Origin of the sequence: Micromonospora sp. NPDC048930 (genome assembly GCF_043197935.1) — a bacterium.
Classification (GTDB): domain Bacteria; phylum Actinomycetota; class Actinomycetes; order Mycobacteriales; family Micromonosporaceae; genus Micromonospora.
Genome location: NZ_JBICUB010000014.1, coordinates 22,682 through 39,038 on the forward strand (window position 1 = coordinate 22,682; position 16,357 = coordinate 39,038).

The window sequence follows — 16,357 nt, forward strand, 5'->3', positions numbered from 1 at the left end:
CTGATCGGCACGGCGGTTCGCACGACCGCTACGGACGACACGGGAGCAGGCCTTGGCCCCTTCAGCACGGACGACCAGGCACATTTTCGTCACCGGGGGCGTCGCCTCCTCGCTGGGTAAGGGCCTCACCGCCTCCAGCCTCGGCAACCTGCTGACCGCGCGCGGGCTGCGCGTGGTGATGCAGAAGCTCGACCCGTACCTCAACGTCGATCCCGGGACGATGAACCCGTTCCAGCACGGCGAGGTCTTCGTGACCGAGGACGGCGCGGAGACCGACCTGGACGTCGGTCACTACGAGCGCTTCCTCGACCGGGACCTGTCCGGCAAGGCGAACGTCACCACCGGGCAGATCTACTCGGCGGTGATCGCCAAGGAGCGGCGCGGCGAGTACCTGGGCGACACCGTCCAGGTCATCCCGCACATCACCAACGAGATCAAGTCGCGGATCCTCGGCATGGGCGAGCCGGACGCCGACGGCCAGGTCCCCGACATCGTGATCACCGAGGTCGGCGGCACGGTCGGCGACATCGAGTCGCTGCCGTTCCTGGAGGCGATCCGCCAGGTCCGCCACGACCTGGGCCGGGACAACTGCTTCTACCTGCACGTCTCGCTGGTGCCCTACCTGGCGCCGTCCGGCGAGCTGAAGACCAAGCCGACCCAGCACTCGGTGGCGCAGCTGCGCAGCATCGGTATCCAGCCGGACGCCCTGGTGCTGCGCTGCGACCGGGAGATCCCGGACAAGGTCAAGGAGAAGCTCTCCCTCTACTGCGACGTGGACCGGGAGGCGGTCACCGCCGCCCCGGACGCGCCGAGCATCTACGACATCCCGAAGGTGCTGCACCGCGAGGGCCTCGACGCGTACGTGGTGCGGCGGCTCGGCGTCTCGTTCCGGGACGTCGACTGGACCCGCTGGGACGACCTGCTGGACCGGGTGCACCAGCCCCGCCACACGGTGACCGTGGCGCTGGTCGGCAAGTACGTCGACCTGCCCGACGCGTACCTGTCGGTGAGCGAGGCGATCCGCGCGGCCGGCTTCGGCCACCGGGCCCGGGTGCAGCTGCGCTGGGTGCCCAGCGACGACTGCGTCACCCCGGCCGGCGCGGCGGCCGCCCTGGCCGGCGTGGACGGCATCGTCATCCCCGGCGGCTTCGGCGTGCGTGGCATCGAGGGCAAGATCGGCACCGCCCGGTACGCCCGGGAGAACGGCATCCCGCTGCTCGGCCTCTGCCTCGGCCTGCAGTGCATGACCATCGAGGTGGCCCGCCACCTGGCCGGCCTGGACGGGGCGAACTCGCTGGAGTTCGACGAGGAGGCCAAGCACCCGGTCATCGCCACCATGGCCGACCAGGAGGACATCGTCGCCGGCAAGGGCGACCTGGGCGGCACCATGCGGCTCGGGGCGTACCCGGCGAAGCTGGCCGAGGGCTCCCTGGTCGCCGAGGCGTACGGCAGCACCGAGGTCAGCGAGCGGCACCGGCACCGGTACGAGGTGAACAACGCCTACCGCGACCAGCTCACCAAGGCCGGCCTGCACATCTCCGGCACCTCGCCGGACGGCCGCCTGGTCGAGTTCGTCGAGCTGGACCGCAACCTGCACCCGTTCTTCGTGGCCACCCAGGCGCACCCGGAGCTGAAGAGCCGGCCGACCCGGCCGCACCCGCTGTTCGCCTCGTTCGTCAAGGCCGCCATCGCGTACTCCGAGGCCGACCAGCTCCCGGTCGACCTCCCGGAGGCGGCGGCGGAGGCCCCGGCGGCGAAGAAGGCGAGCCGCAACGGCACCCCCGCCGCGGCGAAGGCGGCGTCCGCGTCGTGAGCGAGCGGAGCGAGCGAACCACTTGGCTCAGCAGCGCGGCGCCTCGCGCCGCCATCGAGCGGAGCGAGGTGGCGGCGTGAGCGGTGTCGAGCACCGGTACGAGGTGAAAGACCACCGGGAGATCTGGTCCGGCCGGATCTTCTCGGTGGTCAGCGACGACGTCACCATGCCCGGTGGCGGCACCGCCTCCCGGGACTACGTGACGCACGTCGGCGCGGTGGCGGTGGTGGCGCTGGACGACGCCGGTCAGGTGGTGCTGATCCGGCAGTACCGGCACCCGGTCGGCCGGCACCTGTGGGAGCTGCCGGCCGGGCTGATGGACGTCCGCGGCGAGGACCTCGCCGCCGCCGCGGTGCGGGAGCTGGCCGAGGAGGCCGACCTGACCGCCGGCACCGTCGACGTCCTGGTCGACCTGCACAGCTCGCCGGGCTTCACCAACGAGGTGGTCCGGGTCTTCCTGGCCCGCGACCTCGCCGACGTGCCCGCCGACCAGCGGCACGACCGCCGCGACGAGGAGGCCGACCTCCAGGTCGTCCGGGTCGACCTCGACGAGGCGGTCCGGATGGTCCTCGCCGGGGAGATCACCAACGCCTCCTGCGTGGCCGGGCTGCTCGCCGCCGCCCGGGCCCGGGAGACCGGCTTCGCCGAGCTGCGCCGCCCGGAGGCGCCGCTGCCCCGCTGAGCCGGGGTCCGACGACGAAGGGGCCGCGCGGTGCGGACACCGCGCGGCCCCTTTCCGTCTGTCGGCGCTCAGTCGCGCAGCGGGCGTCCCTGGCCGTCGACGCCGCCGTTGACCAGGATCAGGATGCCGTCGATCAGGCCCCAGATGCCGCCGAGACCGCAGGTCACGATGCTCACCACGAGCTGGAGCACGCCGGTCTTGGTGTCGCCCATGTAGAAACGCCCGGCACCGAAGCTGCCGAGCAGGATGCCGAGGATACCCGCGATGGTCTTGCTCTTGTCCGAAACGCCCTGCGGGTACTGCTGGTACTGAGGAGTGGTCATGAGCGGACACCTTAGTGATCCACTGCCGTCCTGTCCGCACCGCCGCTCCAACGGTGGGACGATGTTTACCCAATAGTGTCCTGACGGCTGAGGCGGTCTCCACCGCCCAGCCCGGTTCATGCCTGACACATCGTCAGGACGACCGGGCACCGGATGTCACTGTGCTGGCCTCCGGCGACTTTCCACGGGCCTAGACTGCCGCCGGCGGGACCGGTGGACCGCGTCGGCAATGGGGCCGTCGCGGCACCGAGCAGTCGGGGGTGAGCAGCCCCGAAGGAAGGTGTCTGCATCGTGAAGGTCGGAATCCCACGCGAGGTCAAGAACCACGAGTACCGCGTGGCGATCACGCCCGCGGGCGTCAACGAGTTCACCCGCCACGGCCACGAGGTGTTCGTCGAGTCCGGCGCGGGCGTCGGTTCCAGCATCACCGACGACGAGTTCGCCGCCGCCGGCGCGAAGATCCTCGCCACCGCCGACGAGGTCTGGGACGCCGCCGAGCTGGTGCTCAAGGTCAAGGAGCCGATCGCCGAGGAGTACCACCGGATGCGCGAGGGGCAGGTGCTCTTCACCTACCTGCACCTGGCCGCCTCCAAGGAGTGCACCGACGCGCTGCTGGACCGCAAGGTCACCGGCATCGCGTACGAGACGGTGGAGCTGCCCGACCGCTCCCTGCCGCTGCTCGCCCCGATGTCCGAGGTGGCCGGCCGACTCGCCCCGCAGGTGGGCGCCTTCTACATGATGCGCACCGGCGGGGGCCGGGGCGTGCTGCCCGGCGGCGTCTCCGGCGTGTACGCGGCCAAGACCGTGGTGATCGGCGCCGGCGTCTCCGGTATGAACGCCGCCGCCATCGCCCTCGGCCTGCAGTCCGAGGTGCTGCTGCTGGACAAGAACGTGGCCCGGCTGCGCCAGGCCGACGCCATCTACCGCGGCCACCTGCAGACCGTGGCCTCCAACGCGTACGAGATCGAGCGGGCCGTGCTCGACGCCGACCTGGTCATCGGCGCGGTGCTGGTGCCCGGCGCGAAGGCCCCGAAGCTCATCTCCAACGAGCTGGTCTCCCGGATGAAGCCGGGCAGCGTGCTCGTCGACATCGCCATCGACCAGGGCGGCTGCTTCGAGGACTCGCGTCCCACCACCCACGCCGACCCGGTCTACAAGGTGCACGAGTCGATCTTCTACTGCGTGGCGAACATGCCGGGCGCGGTGCCGAATACCAGCACCCACGCGCTGACCAACGTCACCCTCCCGTACGCCCTCGAACTGGCCAACCAGGGCTGGCGGCAGGCGCTGCGCAACGACCCCGCCCTGGCGCTGGGCCTGAACACCCACGCCGGCCAGGTCGTCTACGGCCCGGTCGCCGAGGCGCACGGCATGGGCGTGCTGCCGCTGTCCGAGGTGCTGGCCTGACGGGCGACACCCTGACCACGGTAGGGGCCGGCGCGGAACCCGCGCCGGCCCTGCGCCGTGCCGTCCGGGGCTACCTGGACCACCTCACCGTCGAGCGTGGACTTTCCGCGAACACCCTCGCCGCGTACCGCCGGGACCTGGACCGCTACCTCGCCACCCTGGCCGCCGCCGGGGTGACCGAGCTGGCCGCCGTCGGGCCCGCCGAGATCGAGGGACACCTGGCCCGGCTGCGCGCCGGCGACGCCGACCACCCGCCGCTCGCGGTCTCCTCCGCCGCCCGCGCGGCCAGCGCCGTCCGCGGCCTGCACCGGTTCGCGCTGCGCGAGGGGATGGCCGGCGTCGACCCGGCCCGGGACGTCCGCCCGCCCACCCCGGCGCGCCGGCTGCCGCGGGCCCTCCCCGTCGACGACGTGCTCCGGCTGCTGGAGACCGCCGGCCCGGTCACCGCCACCGGCGACGGGGCGCCCCGCGCGCTGCGCGACCGGGCGCTGCTGGAGTTCCTGTACGGGACCGGCGCCCGCATCTCCGAGGCGGTCGGCGCCGTGCTGGACGACCTGGACCTCGACGAGGGCGCCGTGCTGCTGCGCGGCAAGGGCGGGAAGACCCGGCTGGTCCCGATCGGCGGGTACGCCGTCGAGGCGGTGCGCGCCTGGCTGGTCCGGGGCCGCCCGGCGCTGCTCGCCGCAGGCCGGGGCACCCCGGCCGTCTTCGTCAACGCCCGGGGCGGCCCGCTGACCCGGCAGGGCGCCTGGGCGGTGCTGCGCGGCGCCGCCGAGCGGGCCGGCCTGCCGGTGACCGGAGCGGACGCCGTCTCCCCGCACACCCTGCGCCACTCGTACGCCACCCACCTGCTCGACGGCGGCGCCGACGTCCGGGTGGTGCAGGAACTGCTCGGCCACGCCTCGGTCACCACCACCCAGGTGTACACGTTGGTCACCGTGGAACGGCTGCGTGAGGTGTACGCGACGGCCCACCCGCGGGCCCGCGGCTGACCTCTTCGGACCGGGCCGGTGTCCCGGCCCGCCCGACACGCCGACCCGGTACCGAACGCGCTGCTGGCGTGTGGCGTACAGTCGGCATCGGCGCGGACCTCAAGGGGCGACGAACCGCAGGGTGCGCAACGGCGCCGCGAGGGACGTCGGACGGCTCCGACGCCGGGTGGTCGTCGGGAGGGGGCAACGAGGACATGGCAGGCAACGAGGACCGTGCCGAGACCTGGACGTCGGAGCTCCGCGAGCAGCAGGCGACGCTCGGCGCCGACCTCGGTCCGGCCGACCCGTCCGCCTACACCATGCGCAAGCCGATCCCCGAGCCGATGCCGACCGACCGGCACGGCCCGGCGCGGATCATCGCGATGGCCAACCAGAAGGGTGGCGTCGGCAAGACCACGACCACCATCAACCTGGGTGCCGCCCTCGCCGAGTACGGCCGCAAGGTGCTGCTGGTCGACTTCGACCCGCAGGGCGCCCTCTCCGTGGGCCTCGGCGTCAACCCGCACAACCTCGACCTGTCGGTCTACAACCTGCTCATGCAGGACGACGTCACCGCCGAGGACGTCCTGATCAAGACCGACGTGGCCGGGCTGCACCTGCTGCCGGCCAACATCGACCTCTCCGCCGCCGAGATCCAGCTGGTCAACGAGGTCGCCCGGGAGATGGCCCTGGCCCGGGTGCTCAAGTCGGTCCGCAAGGAGTACGACTTCATCCTGATCGACTGCCAGCCCTCGCTGGGCCTGCTGGCGATCAACGCGCTCACCGTGGCGCACGGCGTGCTCATCCCGCTGGAGTGCGAGTTCTTCAGCCTGCGCGGGGTCGCGCTGCTGCTGGACACCATCGACAAGGTGCGCGAGCGGCTCAACTTCGACCTGGAGCTCGAGGGCATCCTCGCCACCATGTACGACAGCCGCACCACCCACTGCCGGCAGGTGCTGCAGCGGGTGGTGGAGGCGTTCGGCGACAAGGTCTACCAGACCGTGATCACCAAGACCGTGAAGTTCCCCGAGTCGACCGTGGCCGGCGCCCCGATCACCACCCTCGACCCGGCCTCCTCGGGCGCGCGCAACTACCGCCAGCTGGCCCGAGAGGTGATCGCCGCCGAGGCCGACCGGTAGGCCGAACGCCGGGGTTCCGGACCGTGGATTACGGTTTGCCGGTGACCGCACCGCCCCTCGACCCGCCCGCGCCGCACGGCGCCGGCGATCCCGTGGCCGCCGCCGAGCTGGCCGCCGAGGTCGACGGCGTGGTGCCCGCCGCGGCGGCCACCGTCGAGGAGGCCAGCGGCTTCACCGTACGGCTGGACAACTTCACCGGCCCGTTCGACCTGCTGCTCCAGCTGATCAGCAAGCACAAGCTCGACGTGACCGAGGTGGCCCTGCACAAGGTCACCGACGAGTTCATCGCGTACATCCGGGCCATGGGCGACCAGTGGGACCTGGACGAGACCAGCGAGTTCCTGCTGATCGCCGCCACCCTGCTCGACCTCAAGGCGGCCCGGCTGCTGCCCGCCGCCGAGGTGGAGGACGAGGAGGACCTGGCCCTGCTGGAGGCGCGGGACCTGCTCTTCGCCCGGCTGCTGCAGTACAAGGCGTACAAGGAGGCGGCGGCGCACCTGGCCGAGCTGGAATCGGTCGGCGGTCGCCGCTACCCCCGCGCGGTCACCCTGGAGCCCCGGTACGCCGAGGCCCTGCCCGACCTGGTGCTCGGGATCGGCCCGGAGCGGCTGCTCAAGCTCGCCCTCAAGGCGATGACCCCGAAGCCGGTGCCCGAGGTGTCGATCGCCCACGTGCACATGGTCCGGGTCAGCGTCCGGGAGCACGCCGAGATCATCACCGGGCGGCTGCGCCGCGCCGGCACCGCCACCTTCTCCCTGCTCTGCGCCGACTGCGAGATCACCCTGGAGGTGGTGGCCCGCTTCCTCGCCCTGCTGGAGCTCTACCGGCAGGGGCTGGTCGCCTTCGTGCAGGAGCAGGCCCTGGAGGAGCTGACGGTCCGCTGGACCGGTCCCGCCGAGGGCGGCACCGAGCTGACCATCGACGAGTACGCCGGCTCCCCGGAGCCGCCCGCCGACGCCCCACCCGCCCCGGCGGCTGACGCCCCGCCCAGCCCGGCCGACGCCCCGCCCGCCCTGGCGGACGAGCCCGCACCGACGCAGGAGTGACCCCGATGAGCGACGAGGAGCGCCGCGACTCGCTGGCCGACCAGGCCGCCGCCTGGATCCCCCCGTGGGAGCGCCCCGCCCCGCCCAAGCCGCGCGCCGACACCGACCCCGCCGCCAATGCCGAGCCCCCCGTCGACGCCGGGCCCCCCGCCGACGCTCCACCCGCCGACGTGGCGCCGGAACCCTCCGCGGATCTTGGGCGGAAATGGCCCCTGGAGGGGCCGAATTCTTCCAAGATCTTTACGCCTGAGACGGCGGCGGAGGCCGGCGGCGAGGTGGCGGCAGAGCTGACCGGTGCGGCGGAGCCGACCGCTGCGGCCGAGCTGGCCAGTGCGATGGAGCCCACCGACGCCACGGAGCTGACCGGGGCGGTGGAGCCGAGCGGCGCGGGGGAGCCGGGGGACGCGGCGGAGGAGAGCGCCCCGGTCGGCGTACCCGGAAACCGGGGGCGGCGGCGGGCGGCGCCCGCGCCGGAGCCCGCGCCCGAGCTGGATGACGCCGAGCTGCGCGGCGCGCTGGAGGCGATCCTGCTGGTGGTGGACCAGCCGGTCAGCGAGCTGACCCTGGCCCAGGTCCTCGAACAGGCACCGGAGCGGATCGGACCGATGCTCGACGAGATCGCGGCCGGCTACACCGCCGCCGGGCACGGCTTCGAGCTGCGTCGGGCCGCCGGTGGCTGGCGTCTCTACACCCGCCCGGAATACGCCACCTACGTCGAGCGGTTCGTACTGGACGGGCAGTCGGTACGGCTGACCCAGGCCGCGCTGGAGACCCTGGCCGTGGTCGCCTACAAGCAGCCGGTGACCCGGTCGCGGATCTCCGCCATCCGGGGTGTCAACTGCGACGGGGTGATCCGTACCCTGGTTTCCCGCGGCCTGGTCGAGGAGTGCGGCACCGAAGCGGACAGCGGGGCCTTCCTCTACCGGACCACCACGATGTTCCTGGAGAAGCTGGGGCTGAACTCGGTGGACGACCTGCCGCCCCTGGCCCCCTTCCTCCCCGACGACGTAGAAGAGCTTGCCGATGCGACGTGACGACCGTGCCCCGAAGCCCGATGCCCCCGTGTACGAGGGTGCCGAGCGCCTGCAGAAGGTGCTCGCCGCCGCGGGGGTGGGATCGCGGCGCGCCTGCGAGGACCTGATCTTCCGACGCCGGGTCACTGTCAACGGCCGGGTGGCCCAGCTCGGCGACAAGGCCGACCCGGCGCGCGACGTGATCCACGTCGACGGTGAGCGGTTGCAGGCCGACGTCCGCCTGGTTTACGTGGCGATGAACAAGCCGCGCGGGGTGGTCACCACCATGGCCGACGAGAAGGGCCGCACCGAGCTCGCCGACTTCATCGGCGCGCGGCTGGAGCAGCGGGTCTACCACGTCGGGCGGCTCGACGCCGACAGCGAGGGCCTGCTGCTGCTCACCAACGACGGCACCCTCGCCCACAAGCTCATGCACCCGTCGTACGAGGTGCTCAAGACCTACCTCGCCGAGGTGGCCGGGCCGATCCCGCGCAACCTGGGCAAGCGCCTGACGGCTGGCGTCGAGCTGGAGGACGGGCCGGTCAAGGTCGACTCGTTCAAGGTGGTGGACAGCCTGGGCAAAACCGCCCAGGTGGAGCTGACCCTGCACGAGGGGCGCAAGCACATCGTCCGGCGCCTGATGGCCGAGATGGGACACCCGGTGTCCCGGCTGATCCGTACCTCGATCGGGCCGATCAAGCTCGGCGACCTGCGCACCGGGCGGCTGCGGCGGCTGACCAACGCGGAGGTCGCCGCGCTGTTCAAGGCGGTGGGTGACTGACCCCGTCCTTCGGGGTACGGCTGCCGGTAGGCTTCGACGCGGCCCACGGCCGACGGGTGGCGCGGGTCGCCCCCGCCGGCGTCGCGCGCGGCCGACCCGCGCGGTGCGGGCATGATTGAGGATGGACAACCGCTCAACGGCGCCGGAGACACCGGCGACCCGCGAGGTACGGGCTGAGGAGGACAACGGTGGAGGAAAACGTACCGGCCGGGCGCTGCGTGGTCGCTGTGGACGGGCCGTCCGGTTCGGGTAAGTCCACCGTGTCGCGGCGGCTCGCGGTCAGCCTCGGTGCCCGCTACCTCGACACCGGCGCGATGTACCGGGCGCTCACCTGGGCGGTGCTGCGCTCCGGCGTCGACCTGACCGACGCCGAGTCGGTGGCCAAGGTCGCCGGCGAGGTCGACCTGCGCATCGGCACCGAGCCCCAGGGGTACGCGGTGACCGCCGACGGCGTGAACGTGGAGAAGGAGATCCGGGGTCCCGAGGTGACCGGCGCGGTCTCCGCGGTGGCCGCCGTGCCGGCCGTCCGCGAGCTGCTGGTCGCCCGGCAGCGGCAGGTGATCGAGAACGCCGGCCGGATCGTGGTCGAGGGCCGCGACATCGGCTCGGTGGTGGCGCCGGACGCCGACCTGAAGGTCTACCTGACCGCCTCCGAGGCCGCGCGTGCCCAGCGGCGCAGCGCCGAGGACGCCGCCGACGTGGCCGCCACCGCCGCCGACCTGGCGCGCCGGGACAAGCTCGACTCGACCCGCAAGGTCAACCCGCTCCAGCAGGCCCCCGACGCGGTGGTGCTGGACACCACCGAGCTCGGCATCGACGAGGTCGTCGCCCGGCTGCGCGAGCTGCTCACCGAGCGGGGCGTGGCGTGACCGACGACATCAACGGCTGGGTCGAGCTGCGCGAGCCGGAGCTCGACTCCGGGGAGCCGTCCGGCCCGCAGCCCGTGGTGGCCGTGGTCGGCCGCCCCAACGTGGGCAAGTCGACCCTGGTCAACCGGATCATCGGCCGCCGCCAGGCGGTCGTCGAGGACATTCCCGGGGTGACCCGCGACCGGGTCCCGTACGACGCGCAGTGGAACGGCCGGGCGTTCACCGTGGTGGACACCGGCGGTTGGGAGCCCGACGCGAAGGACCGCGCCGCGGCGATCGCCGCGCAGGCCGAGGCGGCCGTGGCCACGGCCGACGTGGTGCTCTTCGTGGTCGACGCCATGGTCGGTTCGACCGATGTGGACGAGGCCGCGGTGAAGATGCTGCGGCGCAGCGCCAAGCCGGTCATCCTGGTGGCCAACAAGGCCGACAACACGACCATCGAGATGGAGGCGACGGCGCTCTGGTCGCTCGGCCTCGGTGAGCCGTACCCGGTGTCGGCGCTGCACGGCCGGGGCTCCGGCGACCTGCTGGACGCCATCATGGACGTCCTGCCCGAGGCTCCCAAGGTGGTGGAGCACCGGCCGCGCGGCCCGCGCCGGGTGGCCCTGGTCGGCCGCCCGAACGTCGGCAAGTCCAGCCTGCTCAACCGCTTCTCGGGAGAGGAGCGGGCGGTGGTCGACTCGGTCGCCGGCACCACCGTCGACCCGGTCGACAGCCTGGTGGAGATCGGCGGGGAGACCTGGCAGCTGGTGGACACCGCCGGCCTGCGCAAGCGGGTCGGCAAGGCCAGCGGCACCGAGTACTACGCCAGCCTGCGGACCGCGTCGGCGATCGAGGCGGCCGAGGTGGCCGTGGTGCTGCTCGACGCCAGCGAGGTGATCAGCGAGCAGGATCAGCGGATCCTCTCCATGGTCGTGGAGGCGGGCCGCGCCCTGGTCATCGCCTTCAACAAGTGGGACCTGGTCGACGGCGAGCGCCGGTACTACCTGGACAAGGAGATCGACCGGGAGCTGCGGCGCATCCCGTGGGCGCTGCGGCTGAACCTGTCGGCCAAGACCGGCCGGGCCGTCGACAAGCTCGCCCCGGCGCTGCGCAAGGCCCTGGCGAGCTGGGAGACCCGGATCCCGACCGCGCAGCTCAACCAGTGGCTCACCGCCCTGGTCCAGGCCACCCCGCACCCGGTGCGCGGTGGCCGGGCGCCGCGCATCCTCTTCGCCACCCAGGCCGGGGTGGCCCCGCCGCGCTTCGTGCTCTTCACCACCGGGCCGCTGGACGCCGGCTACCAGCGCTTCGTCGAGCGCAAGCTCCGCGAGGAGTTCGGCTTCGAGGGCACCCCGATCGACATCTCGGTACGCGCCCGCAAGAAGGTCGGCCCGGGCGGTCGCGGCAAGGCCCACGGCTGACCCGCTGTCCCTGAAGCCGCCGGGCTCACCCCCGGCGGCTTCACACTTCCTAGGACGCTCTAGGGGGAGTGGCGCGGGGCACGCGCGGCACGGGAGGGGCCTGTGCGCAGGTGCGAAGATCCTGCGCTAAGCTGTACCGGCTGCCGCGGGGAACACCGCGCGGGGGCATCGGGACGTGGCGCAGTTTGGTAGCGCACTTGACTGGGGGTCAAGGGGTCGTCGGTTCAAATCCGGCCGTCCCGACGCAGCTCAGGGGGCATATCCGATGGATGGATATGCCCTCTCGTCGTAGCTGGGTGTCTAACTGAGTGACTACGCCTCAGTGCCGAAGATCCGATCCATGGCGACTGCACCGCGCAGGACCACCGGCCGCAGCTGGTGCCGGTAGACGGTCGTGCCGGAGTGGCCGCAGAGGTCGGCAATCTGCTCGATGCTCGTGCCGCTGTCGGACAGCACGGACACGAAGCTGTGCCGCAGCTCGCGGGGAGTCCAGTCGCGCGGGTCAAGGCCCGCTTTGGCGAGGACCGGGCGGAAGGCCCGCAGTACGTTGTGCCGATCATGATCACGATGATCTGACCGCCGGAGCTCGCCTGCGGGAAGACCTGCGAACCTTCGCCATGTTCGTTGAGCAGCTCTGGGACTCGTACTTTTCTACAAGGCATCCGGTATCCCACGAGCAGATCCGAGGGGTGCTCCTCATCTGCCTGGTTCTGCTCGACCGGGTGGGCATTCCGGTCACGCCGTCAGACGAGGCGCAGGTGGCCATCATTGAACAGGCAGGGGCGCTGGCGAAGTCCATGTGCGGCGACACCGACGGCCGGCTGCCGGCGATGCCTGGTCTCGCATGACGGTTGACGAAGTGGCGTCGCAGGATGCTGACGCTAGAGCTGCAATCGGGTTCAGGACTGTGAGCCACGCACCGAATGCCACCAGGCTGTGTCGATGACGATCTGTTCCGTTTCGAGGACGTCACGCTCGAACGCTTCCACGTCGACGGGCGCCGGCGGCTGATCCATCAGGTCGGTGACCTCGTCGGGTAGTCGCACGTGGTGCGCGTCGATGTAGTGTGCGAGCCCCTCTGGCCATACGAAGTACTTGCCGTCGGTCAGTTCAGTGGATCCGTTGCGGGTGCCACACAGCCGACACAGTGAGTGGCCCGCTGTAGCCACGAACCATGTGCCGGCACGCAGGTAGTCGCTTACCCGTCGCTGGCTCGCCGCATCGGCCTCGCGGTCTACGAACAGCGCGGGGTCGGGCCAGTGCTCTTCGCCTGGTCCACACCAGTAGCCGATCAGTCGCAAAGTCCGGGAGTTGTCTGCCTCGCTGCTCGACACGGGCATCATCGTTACACGATCGGAGACGGGCCGAGCGTCGAGGATCAGCCGAGGCCGCCGCGTCAACCACCAACCGGCGCAGGACAGGCGGCTGCCGCGTGTCGAGTCCCACTTGACGCTTCTATGGCTCGTCAAGTCCTTCCGGCGGTTTCCATGAGCCGGAACATGTGCCGGGCGGTGTAGCGCTTGAGGCAGCGGCGGATTTCGGTGTCGGATTTCCGTTGTGCGCGTCGGCGGGTGAGGTAGTGCTGGGTGGGTTCGTGGCCGTGGATCATGCGCCAGTTCACGATCGTGTGGAGAGCTCGGTTGAGCTGGCGGTCGCCGAAGCGGTTGAGCCGGTGACGGGTGATGCGGTCGGAGGACGCCTGCAGCGGGCTGACGCCGGCGAGGGCGGCAAAGGCGGCCTCCGAGCGGCAGCGGCCGGGGTGGGACCAGGCGATGACCAGGTGTGCCGCGCTGACCGGGCCGACGCCGGGCTCGGCCAGTAACGCGGGCATGATCGCGTCGACCAGGTCGTGAAGTTGACGCTCGTTGGCGCGGATCTCTTTATCCAGCAGACGGATGCGTTGGGCCAGGCTGCGCAGGGTCTGCCGCAGGACCCGTTCGGCGGGCGTGTGGCGGGGGTGAACGCGTAGCAGGGCGCACGCGGCGGTCTGCCGCGGCGTTGACTGTCGGCGTAGCGGCTCGCGCAGCTGGTCCGGTGCGGTCAGCAGTGCCTTGAATACGTTGATCGCGGCGGTGCGGGTGGCATTGGCGTGTTCGCGGGCTACGAGCAGGATGCGTAACGCTTCCCGGTCGCCGTCGCTACGCGGCTGAGCGTGATGTCCTGCGGCCAGGGCGGTGCGGGCGGCCAGAAGCGCATCGGACGGGTCAGACTTGCCTGGCCGCCGACCGACGCGCTGCGGCCGCCCGGCCTCGATCACCTGCTGTCCTGCAGCCAGGAGCGTGCGCAGCAGCCCGGCTCCGTGCGAACGGCGGCCTTCGACCGCCCAGATCAACCGCGGACCTGGCGCCTGCTGCACGGCCCAGGCGATAAGGTCGCTGCACCCGCCAGGGCTCGCCTCGATGGTGATGGTCGCAATCTTCCGCCCAGCGTGATCGAGCAGGCAGGCGGTGTGCGTGTCGGTGTGAGTGTCCACGCCGATGACGGCATCGACCGATTCTGCGAGCATGGGCATTACACCGTTGCTCCTTCCCAGGGGCGGTGGTTGACGTTGGCACCGGCCTGGGTGGAGACACCTACGGCACATCTGTGATGAGCCACGCCGCAAGGGCGGGCAAGCTTCTGATCAGGCCAGACGGTGGGCCAGGCCGGTGCCGGCGATCAAGACGACAGGTCAAGCGCAAGGCACGCCAGAAGCGGCCAGATGGTTGATGAGTCAGCCCTGATCACCGGCACCGATCCTGGCAACAGTCCACCCAGGACCACCACCGCGAGCCTCACAGATGCGTGACGAATCCGTCCCAGGTGTTGCTTGACGGTTGGTCTAGAGATAAGTGCGGAGATCGTATCGCCGTCCTGGCGCTACGGGGTCCTGGCGGTGGTGAACCGGCCCTCGGTGTGGCCTGACCGATGATTCTTCCGCGCCGTGCTGGTCTGTACGCCGAGTACCGACTCACGGGAGGCTGACACCATGCGAAAACTGACCTTCGGCATGAACCTGAGCCTGGACGGCTACATCGCCGCGCCCGGCGACGACCTCGGCTGGAGTGTGCCGAGCGACGAGCTGTTCCAGTGGTGGTCCGACCGGGTGAGGGCGACAGGCATGGCGCTGTACGGGCGCAAACTGTGGGAGACGATGAGCTCCCACTGGCCGACCGCCGACCAGCAGCCGGGTGCCACACCGGCGGAAATCGAGTTCGCCCGCCGCTGGCGGGACATGCCGAAGGTGGTGTTCTCCTCGAGGACCAGCACGGTCGACTGGAACACCCGCCTGGTCACCGGCGACGCGGTCACCGAGATCACCCGGCTCAAGGCCGAGGACGGCGGCCCCATGGATATCGGCGGCGCCACACTCGCCGCAGTGGCCATGCGGGACGGGCTGATCGACGAGTACGCGATCGTCACCCATCCGGTCCTGGTAGGTGGCGGTACGCCGTTCTTTGCGGCCCTGGACAACTGGGTGAACCTGACCCTGGTGGAGACCCGGACGTTCCCTGACGGCGTGGTCCTGACCAGGTACGAGACCAGGCGCTGAGTACCCCCAACCTCGGATGGGCCCGGGCTACGGGCCGCCCGATCAACGTTCGGTAGCGATGGGCTGGGTTCCTGCGGGACTGGGACCGATCGCTGCGGGCCGGGAACTACCCGGAGACCACCCGCCACAACTACCTCCTCGCTGCCGCGCATTGGGGTCGGTACCTGGGAGAGTCGTCCCCGGATCCGGACGCCAGCCCCCTGGGGGTGCCGGCCGTAGAGCCAGCGCGGGGATCACCCCCGCGTGCGCGGGAAGCCGTCGGCCGCACATACATGTCGAGTGCCCGCCGACCGCTGCGACGGCCACAGACCCGAGTACGCCTCAGCTCGCTCAAACTCCATCTCACCGCCTGCGCGTCGAGTTCTGGCATGATGCCGGACCGGCGTTGACTGCGATTGAAGGTAGATCAGTGCACGTCACTGGTCGCAGCCGGTGATGGTCGGCGATGAGGGAGCGTTGCCGGTCGAGGTCGGCATAGACTGCGGCAACCGCCTCGGCGAGCGCGGCGTCGGCGACCGCCACGCCCGATGCACCGCTGGCCAACAGCAGTACGGTATCGCCGTTCGGATCATGATGCAGCCCCGGGCTCCCGTGAACTGCTGTCGTCCCAGCGGCTACCGCGCTCGCAAGCGTCCTGATGCCAGCGACCGCATCGGTGGTGAGAATGGACAACATGCCAACGCCGGGGTGAGTCGGTGCGGCGAAGATGTGGCCCCACCCTGTCACCGACCAGGCTCCGGTTGTCACGTGGGTCGCCCGCAGCCCATCATCGCAGGGCGGGTCGGCGTCGTCGGCGTGAACAGCACCGACCGGTGGCAAGGCAGCTTTGGCGGCGTCCACCGCCGCCACGAGCGTATCGGTCGAGAGGTCGCCGGCGACCCGCCCCGTTCGGCACACCGCGACCTGGCTGGCGTCGAAGTGGAGCCCGATCACTCCGACACCTCGCAGCGCCCGGGCCGCGTGTGCGGCAACGATGTGCGTGTCTCGCAGGTCCCTTGTGCCGCTTGCAGGATCGAGCACGACAGCACGCAACGGCCCGGCGTACAGCGGCGCCGGCCTCCACGGAATTTTGCCGAGTGCGGCCGGAGCCAGCGATGAGAGGCTGGCTGCCGTGAATTCGGGCCCGTCGTTGACCACCAGTGTCACCGTCGCCGAGCCGTCGACCGATTCGCCGACGGTCGCGTTCCCCGCCCGGAAGCCAGCTGTCGTGATCGCACTCACTCCCAACTTCTCCTCCTCGTACGTCCGGCCCACGCACGGGCCTTCCGGACAACCCACGCCGGATGGAAGAAGGAGTGTCTGCTGACCGTTGCCGGGAAGCCCGACGAGGTGCCTGGGCCGGATGTCACCTGCGGTGCTCGTCCGCGCTCAGCTGACC

The 16,357-nt window shown here is 71.2% G+C and carries 16 protein-coding genes, 1 tRNA gene and 1 pseudogene; 13 read left to right on the forward strand and 5 right to left on the reverse strand.

Annotation, left to right across the window (positions count from 1 at the left end):
- Positions 1-52: 52 nt before the first annotated feature.
- Both ACGFI9_RS28975 and ACGFI9_RS28980 read left to right on the forward strand, forming a co-directional pair.
- The gene (locus ACGFI9_RS28975) at positions 53-1,813 is read left to right on the forward strand and encodes a CTP synthase (protein ID WP_393182867.1); all 1,761 of its coding nucleotides are present in this window, start codon (positions 53-55) and stop codon (positions 1,811-1,813) included.
- A 76-nt stretch (positions 1,814-1,889) separates the two neighbouring features.
- Positions 1,890-2,495: an NUDIX domain-containing protein gene (locus tag ACGFI9_RS28980; protein WP_393182869.1), complete on the forward strand. Its 606-nt coding sequence runs from the start codon at positions 1,890-1,892 to the stop codon at positions 2,493-2,495.
- A 68-nt stretch (positions 2,496-2,563) separates the two neighbouring features.
- Here ACGFI9_RS28980 and ACGFI9_RS28985 read toward each other — a convergent pair whose 3' ends face one another.
- The gene (locus tag ACGFI9_RS28985; RefSeq protein ID WP_393182871.1) at positions 2,564-2,818 is read right to left on the reverse strand and encodes a TM2 domain-containing protein; all 255 of its coding nucleotides are present in this window, start codon (positions 2,816-2,818) and stop codon (positions 2,564-2,566) included.
- A 291-nt stretch (positions 2,819-3,109) separates the two neighbouring features.
- On the opposite strand from ACGFI9_RS28985, the gene ald reads away from it, so the two are divergent.
- The 9 genes from ald (at position 3,110) to ACGFI9_RS29030 (ending at position 11,690) form a co-directional block, all read left to right on the forward strand.
- On the forward strand, positions 3,110-4,225 hold the full coding sequence (gene ald, locus ACGFI9_RS28990) for an alanine dehydrogenase (protein ID WP_393182872.1): 1,116 nt from the start codon (positions 3,110-3,112) through the stop codon (positions 4,223-4,225).
- An 11-nt stretch (positions 4,226-4,236) separates the two neighbouring features.
- Positions 4,237-5,217 (forward strand): site-specific tyrosine recombinase XerD, encoded by a 981-nt coding sequence (locus ACGFI9_RS28995; protein WP_393183101.1) that lies wholly within the window; start codon positions 4,237-4,239, stop codon positions 5,215-5,217.
- A gap of 194 nt (positions 5,218-5,411) precedes the next feature.
- Positions 5,412-6,335 (forward strand): ParA family protein, encoded by a 924-nt coding sequence (locus ACGFI9_RS29000; protein ID WP_393182874.1) that lies wholly within the window; start codon positions 5,412-5,414, stop codon positions 6,333-6,335.
- 41 nt (positions 6,336-6,376) lie between these two features.
- Entirely contained in the window at positions 6,377-7,381 is a 1,005-nt protein-coding gene (locus ACGFI9_RS29005) for a segregation and condensation protein A (RefSeq protein WP_393182876.1), read from the forward strand.
- A gap of 5 nt (positions 7,382-7,386) precedes the next feature.
- Positions 7,387-8,415 (forward strand): SMC-Scp complex subunit ScpB, encoded by a 1,029-nt coding sequence (gene scpB / locus ACGFI9_RS29010; protein WP_393182878.1) that lies wholly within the window; start codon positions 7,387-7,389, stop codon positions 8,413-8,415.
- Positions 8,405-9,175, forward strand: coding sequence for a pseudouridine synthase (locus ACGFI9_RS29015; protein WP_393182880.1), 771 nt, complete (start codon positions 8,405-8,407; stop codon positions 9,173-9,175). Before scpB ends, ACGFI9_RS29015 begins: the two co-directional genes overlap by 11 nt.
- Before the next feature lie 188 nt (positions 9,176-9,363).
- Entirely contained in the window at positions 9,364-10,044 is a 681-nt protein-coding gene (cmk, locus tag ACGFI9_RS29020; RefSeq protein WP_393182882.1) for a (d)CMP kinase, read from the forward strand.
- An 8-nt stretch (positions 10,045-10,052) separates the two neighbouring features.
- Entirely contained in the window at positions 10,053-11,447 is a 1,395-nt protein-coding gene (gene der / locus ACGFI9_RS29025) for a ribosome biogenesis GTPase Der (RefSeq protein ID WP_393183102.1), read from the forward strand.
- Between the two features lie 169 nt (positions 11,448-11,616).
- Positions 11,617-11,690, forward strand: a tRNA-Pro gene (locus ACGFI9_RS29030).
- Positions 11,691-11,759: 69 nt separating this feature from the next.
- Here ACGFI9_RS29030 and ACGFI9_RS29035 read toward each other — a convergent pair.
- Positions 11,760-12,005: pseudogene (locus tag ACGFI9_RS29035) on the reverse strand (tyrosine-type recombinase/integrase); the annotation flags it as partial.
- Positions 12,006-12,049: 44 nt separating this feature from the next.
- Between ACGFI9_RS29035 and ACGFI9_RS29040 the strand changes: the two are divergent.
- Positions 12,050-12,295 (forward strand): DUF6086 family protein, encoded by a 246-nt coding sequence (locus tag ACGFI9_RS29040; protein ID WP_393183104.1) that lies wholly within the window; start codon positions 12,050-12,052, stop codon positions 12,293-12,295.
- Positions 12,296-12,346: 51 nt separating this feature from the next.
- Here the strand turns inward: ACGFI9_RS29040 and ACGFI9_RS29045 are convergent, their stop codons facing one another.
- Together ACGFI9_RS29045 and ACGFI9_RS29050 are read right to left on the reverse strand one after the other, a co-directional pair.
- Positions 12,347-12,781, reverse strand: a complete 435-nt coding sequence (locus ACGFI9_RS29045) for a hypothetical protein (protein WP_393182884.1) — start codon at positions 12,779-12,781, stop codon at positions 12,347-12,349.
- 131 nt (positions 12,782-12,912) lie between these two features.
- Complete coding sequence (locus ACGFI9_RS29050; RefSeq protein WP_393182886.1) at positions 12,913-13,959, reverse strand: IS110 family transposase; 1,047 nt, start codon at positions 13,957-13,959, stop codon at positions 12,913-12,915.
- A 456-nt stretch (positions 13,960-14,415) separates the two neighbouring features.
- On the opposite strand from ACGFI9_RS29050, the gene ACGFI9_RS29055 reads away from it, so the two are divergent.
- On the forward strand, positions 14,416-14,979 hold the full coding sequence (locus ACGFI9_RS29055; protein WP_393182888.1) for a dihydrofolate reductase family protein: 564 nt from the start codon (positions 14,416-14,418) through the stop codon (positions 14,977-14,979).
- A 342-nt stretch (positions 14,980-15,321) separates the two neighbouring features.
- On the opposite strand, the gene ACGFI9_RS29060 is transcribed toward ACGFI9_RS29055, so the two are convergent.
- Positions 15,322-16,200 carry a hypothetical protein gene (locus ACGFI9_RS29060; protein WP_393182889.1) on the reverse strand — a complete coding sequence of 293 codons (879 nt, stop codon included), beginning with the start codon at positions 16,198-16,200 and terminating at the stop codon, positions 15,322-15,324.
- Between the last annotated feature and the right edge of the window lie 157 nt (positions 16,201-16,357).

Excerpts from the sequence above, each read along its gene's own strand:
- scpB (WP_393182878.1), top strand. The coding sequence starts at position 7,387 with ATGAGCGACGAGGAGCGCCGCGACTCGCTGGCCGACCAGGCCGCCGCC.
- ACGFI9_RS29055 (WP_393182888.1), top strand. The coding sequence starts at position 14,416 with ATGCGAAAACTGACCTTCGGCATGAACCTGAGCCTGGACGGCTACATC.
- ACGFI9_RS29000 (WP_393182874.1), top strand. The coding sequence starts at position 5,412 with ATGGCAGGCAACGAGGACCGTGCCGAGACCTGGACGTCGGAGCTCCGC.
- ACGFI9_RS28985 (WP_393182871.1), bottom strand. The coding sequence starts at position 2,818 with ATGACCACTCCTCAGTACCAGCAGTACCCGCAGGGCGTTTCGGACAAG.
- ACGFI9_RS29015 (WP_393182880.1), top strand. The coding sequence starts at position 8,405 with ATGCGACGTGACGACCGTGCCCCGAAGCCCGATGCCCCCGTGTACGAG.
- ACGFI9_RS29050 (WP_393182886.1), bottom strand. The coding sequence starts at position 13,959 with ATGCCCATGCTCGCAGAATCGGTCGATGCCGTCATCGGCGTGGACACT.